Origin of the sequence: Mycobacterium sp., from assembly GCF_035603715.1 — a bacterium.
Taxonomy (GTDB): Bacteria; Actinomycetota; Actinomycetes; order Mycobacteriales; family Mycobacteriaceae; genus Mycobacterium.
Genome location: NZ_DATNJW010000155.1, coordinates 1 through 8762, shown reverse-complemented (window position 1 = coordinate 8762; position 8762 = coordinate 1). Strand labels below are relative to the sequence as shown.

Below are 8762 nucleotides of genomic sequence, written 5' to 3'. Positions count from 1 at the left end.
TTGCCGTCGAGTTGGGCCCACTGGATCGCCCGCTTCTTGTAGGGCGACTCGATGTGGCGGGTGAAGGCGTCCAGGGCTTCGTAATAGTGGTTGTCGCAGTCGAAGAACTGGAAGGAAAGCTGTGTCGTCATCGCGAGTGCCCTTTCTGTAGCGATGTTTAGTTGCGCGGTAAGCCGAGGACCATCGATGCGATGACCGTCAGCTGGATCTCGGGGGTTCCGCCGCCGATCAGTTCGGCGGGTGCGTCGAAATACGGCTGGATGACCGCCGGTTCGGACTTCTCCAACATCGCGATGCGACCGGTCAGGCCGAGGGTGGCAGTCCATGCGCGCCGCAACAACGTGACCATCGCGTACTTGGCGATGCTGGAGGTCGGGCCGGGGCCCTGGCCCTCCACCAGTCGAAGGGTTTCGCGCAGCACCACGGCTTTGATTGCGGTGCTATAGGACTCGATCTCGCCCAGCGCCCGCAACGCGGCATCCTGCTCTGAGCCGGCTACTTCGGCCACCCTGCGAAGTGCATCCGCCCGGTCGATGCTGACGTAGTTCCCGATAGCCGTTCGTTCGACCGCCATGGTCGATACCGCCAGGCTCCACCCGTCGTCAGGCTTACCGACGAGCATGTCGTCGGGCACGAACACGTCGGTCAGGAACACCTCGTTGAACTCGAAACGTCCGCTGGCCTGTTTGATCGGCGAGACCTCGACACCGGGCGACGCCATGTCGACGAGGAAGTAGCCGATGCCGCGGTGCTTTTTCGCGTCGGGATCCGTTCGGGCCAGCAATGCTCCGAACTCGGCCTGGTCTGCCAACGACGTCCAGATCTTGTGCCCGTTGACCAACCATCCGCCGTCGACCTTGGCGGCCCGGGTCGACAGCGACGCCAGGTCCGAGCCGGCGCCGGGTTCGCTGAACAATTGGCACCATGACTGCACCCCGTGCAGGATCGGCCCCGCGAAGCGCTCGCGCTGCAGATCCGATCCGTTGTTGAGGATCGTCGGCAGGATCCACTCCGCGATACCGAGCGAGGGTCTGATCAATCCGGGGCGTTTGCCGAACTCGTCGGCGATGATCACCTGTTGCACCGCCGAAGCGCCAACACCCCACGGCGCGGGCAGATTTGGCGCCACCAGCCCTTCTCGCGCCAGCAGGTCGCGCTGCGGGCCGACGGCAAGGCCAGGGGTCCTGACGTCGCCGGAATAGTGATGGTTGGACAGAGTCAGCGCCTCGTCCAGCGTGGAAGCGACGCGGGCCCGGAATTCGGACTCGACGTCACCCAGGTTGATCGTGGTGGAGCGCTTGAGCCTGCAAGCCAACTCCCCTACTTGCCGGGTCCAACGGGTCATCGGACCCAACGACGCCGCCGAGCTGGTGGCGCGCCGCCAATACAAGTGCGTGTCGTGCTCCCACGTGTAACCGATCGCACCGAACATCAGCAGAGCATCGAGCACCAGGTCGGGGGCCGCACCGACCGCCATCACGGCGGCCGATGCGGCCGCGAGACGGTTCTGCTCGATGGACTCCTCTGCTGCCCGGACCGCGTCCCACGCCGACGACGCGGCCAGTTCGGAATTCACCAGCAGCGTCGCGGCCTTGTGTTGCAGTGCCTGAAAGGCTCCGACGGGTCTGCCGAACTGCTCACGCGTCCGGATGTATTCGGTCGCGGCATCGGCGCAACGGCGCACCGCCCCCGCGGATGCACACGCCGCGAGTGCCACCACGACACAGCGGGCCCGCTCGGTGGAGATACCCGATATTTCCGCGGCGTCCGGCAGCACGTGATCGGCGAGTTTCACGATGCCCACGTCGGTGCACAGGTCGGTGCCTTCTTGCGATTCGATCGTCAGGCCCGGGCCCGGTGTAGCCACGAACCACCGTTCGCTGCCGTCGTCGGTACGGGCCGCCAGCAGAATATGTTGCGCTGCACAGATTCCCAACGTCGATCCCGACAACCCGTTGAGCCGCCACGCGGCTCCGTCACGCACCGCATGAATGTCGCCATGCTCGGGCAGGATGACGACCGCCGTCGCGCCCGAGGCGAGATCGGTCAGCAGCGGCTTGGCCGACGCATCTCCCAAACCTGCTACCGCGCTCGCAGTCACCGTGCTCAGCAGTGGACCGGGCAACAACGCAGCGGCGGCCGCCTCGACCACGCAGGCCATGTCGGCCAGGGTGCCGTCTTGGCCGCCGACGTGGACTGGAAGGTGCACCGCGTGGAAACCGCTATCGACGAAATCCGGCCACCAGGAGGGCAATTCGCCGGCTGCGATCGAACCGAACGCGGCACGGGTCTTGTCGATGGGCGCATGCCGGGCCGCGAAACGGCTGACCGCGTCAACGAGTTGCTCCTGCTCGACGGTGATCGCCAGTGCCATAGATCGTCAGCCCTCGAGGCCGAGAATACGGGCGGCGTTGCCGTACAGGAACTTCGGCCACACCTCGTCCTTCAGCGGGACGTTGGGCATGTCGCTGAAGATCCGTTCAAGCGACAGTCCCATCGGAAAGTAACCGGCGTACAGGATCTTGTCGGCGCCACGGGTATTCGCGTAGTCGATGATGGCCTTCGGGTAGTACTTGGGCGCGAACGCCGACGTCGAGTAGTACAGGTTGGGCCACTTCAGCATCAGCTTGACGGCGAGATCCTCCCACGGCTCGCAACCGTGACGGGTGACGAACACCAGATCGGGAAAGTCGAACATCACGACGTCGATTCGTGAGACTTCTTGTGGGGCAAAGGGAACTCGCGGACCGGGAACTCCGGCGCAGACGAAGATCGGAATGCCGAGTTCGACGCAGGTGGCGTAAATGGGGTACATCTTCGGGTCGTCGATGGGCACCTGCGGAAAGGTTCCCGCGGGGAATACCGACGTGGCGCGGATCCCGAACTGCTCGTGGTCGCGACGGATCGCGTTGACCGAACCCATCACGTCGTTGGGATCGTCGATGTTTCCGGACGGCACGAAGCGGTCCGGAAACATCTTGAGCGCCTGCTGCGCGGACCCCTCACCGACGCCGATCATCGCCATTTCGATCCCGAATCGGTCCATCTGCTGCAGCACGAGTGACACTGGGTCGTCGGTCGACAGTCCCTGCGGCACGTCTTTGAACATGTACTCGACCGGAAATTCGAAATCTTCCTTCGATTCCCGGTCTTTGGTCTGCTTGCGGATGAAGTCGTACTGGGCGGAGCCCTGGTGCGGAAACCCGATCATGGTGTCGATCACCGGTAGTCCCACCGGTCCGGGCATGGAGTCCTCCGATCGCAATGACGTGCCGCGAGTAACCGGCCCGCGGGTCCATATTGAAACACGGTTCTACCAAAGTCAATGTTTGAATGGGGCTCTCAACTGGTCTAATATGACCTGACGCCCCGCGGCCGGGGCACTTGGCAAGAAATATGTTCTGTTTTGTAGTTGGGCCCGAGTCGGAGGTGGCGCCGTCAACACTCCCGTGACGCAGCCTGATTCCGCTGTCGTTCCGCTGACGGATATGACCAGCCGCCAGCTCATCCGGCGAGCGAAGATCATCGAAGCGGTCATCGAACTGATTGCCGACGTCGGCGCCGAGGCGGTGCAGATGCGTGACGTCGCCAAGCGCTCCGGAGTGGCGCTGGCCACCGTCTATCGCTACTTCAACTCGAAGGACTACCTACTCGCGGCCGCGCTCGAGGACTGGCAGAAGCGACTCACCCGGCGCATCCTCGCATCGCGCGCAGGCCGGAGCGATCAGGACCCGCTGCCAGGCATCCTGGATTACCTGCAACGTGCCCAGCGAGCGTTCCACCGCAACCCCAATATGACCGCGCTGATGTTCCAGACGACGACATCGACCGATTTAGAAGCCAGAGCGACGATTGATCAGATGAATCGCACGAATACCGAAATGTTCAACCGGCTCCTGGAAGGCGTTGCAGCGGAGAACGTTCCGAACATCACGTTCGGCCTCAACGCCGCGCTGAGCAGCTCGCTTGCCGGGGTGCTCGCCGGCATGATGACGTTGGAGGAATCGCTGAGTCGCGTCGAGTGGGTTGCGCGCACGCTACTGGCGGACCGGTGACGGCTCACCGTCACTTGATACCCATCTGATTGCATTCCAAGACAAACAGGTCAGCGGGCGGATCCGAACCGTGCCGGTGTATTTCCTGGCCCTCACTGGTCGAATAGAAGTGGTCCTGCTGAGCTTTGACACACCGCTCGAGCTTGTGCTGCCCCGAGTTGTACCAAAGCATCCAAAGCGCCACGATAATGACAGTCGTGACAGCGAGTGGCAAGAACATTCGCCTTCTCAACTACGAACCGTCCTCGTCGTCGCGTAGAACCAGATCTCCATCAACGCTCACCTTAATAGACCTTCGGTCGACACCGATTCGAGACCCATCAATGTTTGGGGCTTTCCGATCCGGATGCCGAAAGGGCTTGACGTAGTTCGCTGTACGCGTCGACGAGCTGCTCAAGTGAGAAGCCGAGATTCAAGCCGCTCGGGTTGGGCAACACCCACGCCTCGGCTCCGGCGAAGCCCGGGCGATACCGACCCCACGCGACGTCTGACACACCGAGCATGCAGGCCAGGGCCCGCTTTCCGAGAAAAGCGATCGCCCGCGGGGCGTAGCGGCGGATCTTTGCCTCGAATTCGGGTTGTGCCAGCCGGAACTCTTCAGGGGAAACCTCGCTGGCTGACCGCGTCGGTCGCCGGACCACCGCGGTGAGCCCGCACCCATAGTCCAGCAGCCGACGCTGATCGGCCGGCTGCAGGCGGACGTCGGTGAACCCGGCCAAATGCAGCACGGGCCAGAAACGGTTATTGCGGTGTGAGAAGTGGTAGCCGTCCTGGATGGCGCTGGATGCATAATTCAATCCGCAGAAAACGACATCGAGACCTTCGGTCAAGATATCCGGTTCAAACTCGGCCACATCCGGTCAGCCGCGGACGACTTGGTCGAGCAGCGAATTCACCTCGGGGAAAGGCATTCCCGAAGTGGCGGAGGCAATGTCGCCGTTGGCCAGCGCCGTCGCGGCGTCTTGCAGAGAAGCCGCGGCGTGGGTGTACAACGAGACGCCCATGCTGATGCGCTTGACTCCCGCGGCGGAAAGCTCAGCCACCGTCGGAGTCTCCGACATGGTGCCCACCAGAATGTTAACCGGTTTGGGCGCAACGGCTTTCACGATCGCCTTCACTGCGGCCATGTCGGGCGGATATGGGGCGTAGAGAACGTCGGCGCCCGCCTCGGCGAACGCGGTCAGACGTCGGATCGTGTCGTCAAGGTCGTTGCGGCCCTGGATGAAGTTGTCCGTGCGCCCCGTCAATACGATCCGGCCCTTGGCCGCTTGGGCCGCCGCCGCGACACGCGCTACGGCGTCATCGAAGTCGCGGATCGGGTTGGAGGGATCGGCGGAGGTGTCCTCGACCCCGATGCCGGCCAACCCGGCTTCGATCGCGGCACGGACCGTCGCGGCGACGTCATCAGGCGTCTTGCCATAGCCATCCTCGAAATCACCGTTGACCGGCAATCCGCCGACCTCGATCAGAAGCTTGGCGTGCGCGAGATGCTCGTCGACACTGACTGCGTGGCGCCCGTCGTGGCGACCCAGCGTGGCCGCCAACGCCGCCGACGACGTGGCCAGCGCAGCAAAGCCTGCCTTCTTGAAAATGAGGGCCGACAACCCGTCCCAGGGGTTGGGCATCACGAAGGCTTGAGGTTGCTGGTGCAAGGCCAGGAACCGCTCATAGTGCTTGGCCTGGGTCATGATGCGCTCCTGTCGTTCGTGTCATCGTCAGCGTGAATGGTGCGCGCTGGTATTCCCCGGCGCTGTCCAGATCTTCAGTATCTAGGTGAGCGGTGACATCGAGCAGGCGCAAATTGTTGCAATTCGTTAGGCACGGCATAATTCTTGATGCAATGACCGCGACGATCGACCAACTCGATGTGGCCACACTTCCGCTGGCGCCGAAAAATCCGCTGCCCATTCGGCAGGTGCTGTCAGCGGCGCGAGTTTTGCACACCGGACTACCACTGCTGAGCCAGGCCGGTGGACCGGTGACCCGCTTCGTACCGCTGCCAAAGGTGTTTGCCCCGGCCCTTGTACTGGTCACCTCGCCCAACGGGGTCCGCGATGTGTTGGGACGCGCGGACGGACTCACCGAGCGATGCCAGATCCACCAGGAAGTGCGGAACGTGGCGGGCGACAACCTCTTCGTCCTGCCGAACAAGGAATGGGCACCGCGCAGGCGCGCACTACAACCGGTGTTCACCAAACAAAACGTCGACAGCTTCGGCAGACACATGACGCAGGCGGCGCAAACATCCGCCGATCAGTGGCGCGAGGTGGGCGACGTCGACCTCGACGCGGAGTGCCGTCGACTCGCCATGCGGTCGCTCGGCCGCTCGATTCTCGGCGTCGATGTCAACGAATTCGGTACTGAGATCGCACAGAACATGCATCTCGCGTCGAGGTACGCGACCGATCGTGCATTACGGCCGGTGCGTGCGCCGCGGTGGCTCCCGACGCCGCCGCGCCGTCGCGCTCGCGCCGCGGTGGCGACGATGAAGCGGGCCACCATGGAGATCTTGCAGGCGTGCCGCGCAGATCCGACTCGCGATGCACCGCTGGTCCACGCGTTGATCGCGGCCACCGACCCAGACACCGGCCGGCCGCTGTCCGACGAGGACATCTGCAGCGAGCTGCTGATCTTCATGCTGTCCGGCCACGACACCACGGCAACGATGCTGACCTACGCCTTGTGGGAACTGGGCCACCATCCCGACATGCAGGACCGGATCGCCGCCGAGGTTGCCGAGATCGGCGACCGAGAACTGACGCCAGCCGACGTCCCCCGCCTCGAATACACCGCCCAGGTGCTCAACGAATCGTTGCGACTGTGCCCGCCGGCCGCAGGGGTGGGCCGGGTGGCCCTGCAAGACATCGCGGTAGACGGCTACCGAGTGGAAGCGGGCACCATTGTGGCCATCGGAATCAATGCCCTGCACCGGGATCCGGCCTTGTGGGAGCGCCCGCTGGTCTTCGACCCCGATCGGTTCAGCCCGGAGAACTCCATTAACCGCGACCGCTGGCAATTCATCCCATTCGCCGCCGGGCCACGTTCGTGCATCGGTGAACACTTCGCGATGCTGGTAACAACCCTCGCGCTCGCCACCATCGTCCGGTCTAGCCGGATCCGTTCGACGGACAAGGACTTTCCGCTCGAATCGCCGTGCACCACTGTCGCAAAGGGGCCCATCCCGGCCCATGTCGACGCACGGTGAAATTGGCGGCCACGCGAATCGGCGGTTCGAAGCGGTACCCAGCGAGCATGACAATGGCTGGCGACGGCGCTTGCCAGCAAGTTGCGGCCGGGGAAGGACGACGTGGCGAACTGGACTGCCAAAGTCACGGCGGCGTTTCACGCATTCGCTGCCGGTCTGGGCCGACGGAAGAAGGTCAAGTCGACCCCGTTCGACCACAAGAACGGAAAGGCGCCGTTCAACGCCTCGGGCGTTGCGCAAGTCGGTCCGGACCGCTTCGTCTTCATCGACAACAACGACCCGTCAGCCCTGTTCGAACTCGCACTCGGCGCCGACGGCACGGAAGTCGAACGGATTGCACGCCGCCCCATGGCCGGCGTGGCCGAGGGTCAGTTGCGTGATCCCGAGGGGCTGACCCGCGTCGGCCACGACGGCGAGATCTCTCTCATCGTCGCGTCCTCGCTCTGCGTCGAGGGCGGTAAAAGGTCGGACGGATTGGTGCGCGTTCGCTACACACCCCACGGTGACCTGCAGACCGAAGCGATGCACGGATTCCGCGACTGGTTGCTGCGCCACGTGCCTTCGCTCGCCGCAGCCGGCCAGCGAGAACCGGACGCGGGTGGGCTGAACATCGAAGGCCTTGCTTGGGACCCCCACACCGGGACGCTCCTGTTCGGCCAGCGGGGTCCCGCAGACCACGGAAGCACCACGGTGATTCGGGTCCCCGTCGACGCAGGCGCTGCCCAGTGGAACACAGCGTCGCTTGGGGAGCCGTCGATCGTGCACGCCCGCGTACCGGGATCAACCGCGAAGCAGGGCATCCGTGACATCTCGTACGACGAGCAGGCCGGCAACTTCCTGATTCTGCTCGGGCGGTCGACCAGCAGCGGCGATGAACCGTTTCAGCTCGGCACCTGGAACGGCAGCGACGACGTAGAGCTGCTCGATGTCACCTTCCATCGATCGATGAAGCCAGAGGGCGTCGTCGCATTCTCCAGCGGCGCCGAACGGAGACTCCTCATCGTCGACGACCGGGGTGGCTACGTCGTGTTCGACTACCCCGAGGCAGCTCAGTAGAAGTAGAGGTTGGAACCGGGAAGTTCCTGGTGAACCCTGGCCCTGCCGCCCGGCGTGAGGTCGAGTCCATACTTCGCCATTTCATTGGTCCGCACGCTGATGAGGTTGAAATACCCGGTGTAGGCGAACCGGCCCGGCGGATTGGCGGGGTCCGTGACCGGGACGGGCACCGGAGCAATCGTGAACTCTTCAGCATGTTCGCCGTTACTCGGCGCACACGTGTAGAGATATTTGTGCCCCTGCGGCGTGACCTGCGTAGCGCTGGCATGCAGAACGCGGTTGTAGGCCTGATTAGTCAACGACTTTCCGGTCCCAAGGTCGTTGAAAGCCCACAAGTCCGTCGTGTCGTTGTCGTCTTTCAGCGGTTGGTGGTAGACCTCGAAGTTCACCGGAGCGGGTATGCCCGGCGGAATCGACTCGGTATTGCTGGCATGCAGACAGGCACT

Annotated in this window: 8 protein-coding genes and 1 pseudogene; 3 read left to right on the top strand and 6 right to left on the bottom strand. The window is 63.7% G+C overall.

Features of this window, described 5'->3' with window-relative positions:
- Positions 1–157: 157 nt before the first annotated feature.
- Positions 158–2374, bottom strand: coding sequence for an acyl-CoA dehydrogenase (locus VN856_RS07110; protein WP_325687517.1), 2217 nt, complete (start codon positions 2372–2374; stop codon positions 158–160).
- Between the two features lie 6 nt (positions 2375–2380).
- On the bottom strand, positions 2381–3247 hold the full coding sequence (locus tag VN856_RS07105; protein ID WP_325687515.1) for an amidohydrolase family protein: 867 nt from the start codon (positions 3245–3247) through the stop codon (positions 2381–2383).
- A gap of 241 nt (positions 3248–3488) precedes the next feature.
- Between VN856_RS07105 and VN856_RS07100 the strand changes: the two genes are divergently transcribed.
- Complete coding sequence (locus tag VN856_RS07100) at positions 3489–4055, top strand: TetR family transcriptional regulator (protein ID WP_325687513.1); 567 nt, start codon at positions 3489–3491, stop codon at positions 4053–4055.
- Positions 4056–4065: 10 nt separating this feature from the next.
- On the opposite strand, the gene VN856_RS07095 is transcribed toward VN856_RS07100, so the two are convergent.
- From VN856_RS07095 to VN856_RS07085, 3 genes are all read right to left on the bottom strand, one after another.
- Complete coding sequence (locus tag VN856_RS07095; protein WP_325687511.1) at positions 4066–4227, bottom strand: hypothetical protein; 162 nt, start codon at positions 4225–4227, stop codon at positions 4066–4068.
- 148 nt (positions 4228–4375) lie between these two features.
- A complete protein-coding gene (gene mug / locus VN856_RS07090; RefSeq protein WP_325687509.1) occupies positions 4376–4909 on the bottom strand; it encodes a G/U mismatch-specific DNA glycosylase in 534 nt (177 codons plus the stop codon).
- Between the two features lie 6 nt (positions 4910–4915).
- Positions 4916–5743 carry an isocitrate lyase/phosphoenolpyruvate mutase family protein gene (locus VN856_RS07085; protein ID WP_325687507.1) on the bottom strand — a complete coding sequence of 276 codons (828 nt, stop codon included), beginning with the start codon at positions 5741–5743 and terminating at the stop codon, positions 4916–4918.
- A 152-nt stretch (positions 5744–5895) separates the two neighbouring features.
- Between VN856_RS07085 and VN856_RS07080 the strand changes: the two genes are divergently transcribed.
- Positions 5896–7260 carry a cytochrome P450 gene (locus VN856_RS07080; protein ID WP_325687505.1) on the top strand — a complete coding sequence of 455 codons (1365 nt, stop codon included), beginning with the start codon at positions 5896–5898 and terminating at the stop codon, positions 7258–7260.
- A 102-nt stretch (positions 7261–7362) separates the two neighbouring features.
- The gene (locus tag VN856_RS07075; protein WP_325687503.1) at positions 7363–8316 is read left to right on the top strand and encodes a hypothetical protein; all 954 of its coding nucleotides are present in this window, start codon (positions 7363–7365) and stop codon (positions 8314–8316) included.
- On the opposite strand, the pseudogene VN856_RS07070 reads toward VN856_RS07075, so the two are convergent.
- Positions 8310–8762 (bottom strand): annotated as a pseudogene (locus VN856_RS07070) (spore coat protein CotH); the annotation flags it as partial. The gene VN856_RS07075 and the pseudogene VN856_RS07070 sit on opposite strands and share 7 nt — an antisense overlap.

Bases quoted from the DNA above. Each gene is read 5' to 3' on its own strand.
- VN856_RS07105 (WP_325687515.1), bottom strand. From the start codon at position 3,247: ATGCCCGGACCGGTGGGACTACCGGTGATCGACACCATGATCGGGTTT.
- VN856_RS07095 (WP_325687511.1), bottom strand. From the start codon at position 4,227: ATGCTTTGGTACAACTCGGGGCAGCACAAGCTCGAGCGGTGTGTCAAA.
- VN856_RS07110 (WP_325687517.1), bottom strand. From the start codon at position 2,374: ATGGCACTGGCGATCACCGTCGAGCAGGAGCAACTCGTTGACGCGGTC.
- VN856_RS07085 (WP_325687507.1), bottom strand. From the start codon at position 5,743: ATGACCCAGGCCAAGCACTATGAGCGGTTCCTGGCCTTGCACCAGCAA.
- VN856_RS07080 (WP_325687505.1), top strand. From the start codon at position 5,896: ATGACCGCGACGATCGACCAACTCGATGTGGCCACACTTCCGCTGGCG.
- VN856_RS07100 (WP_325687513.1), top strand. From the start codon at position 3,489: ATGACCAGCCGCCAGCTCATCCGGCGAGCGAAGATCATCGAAGCGGTC.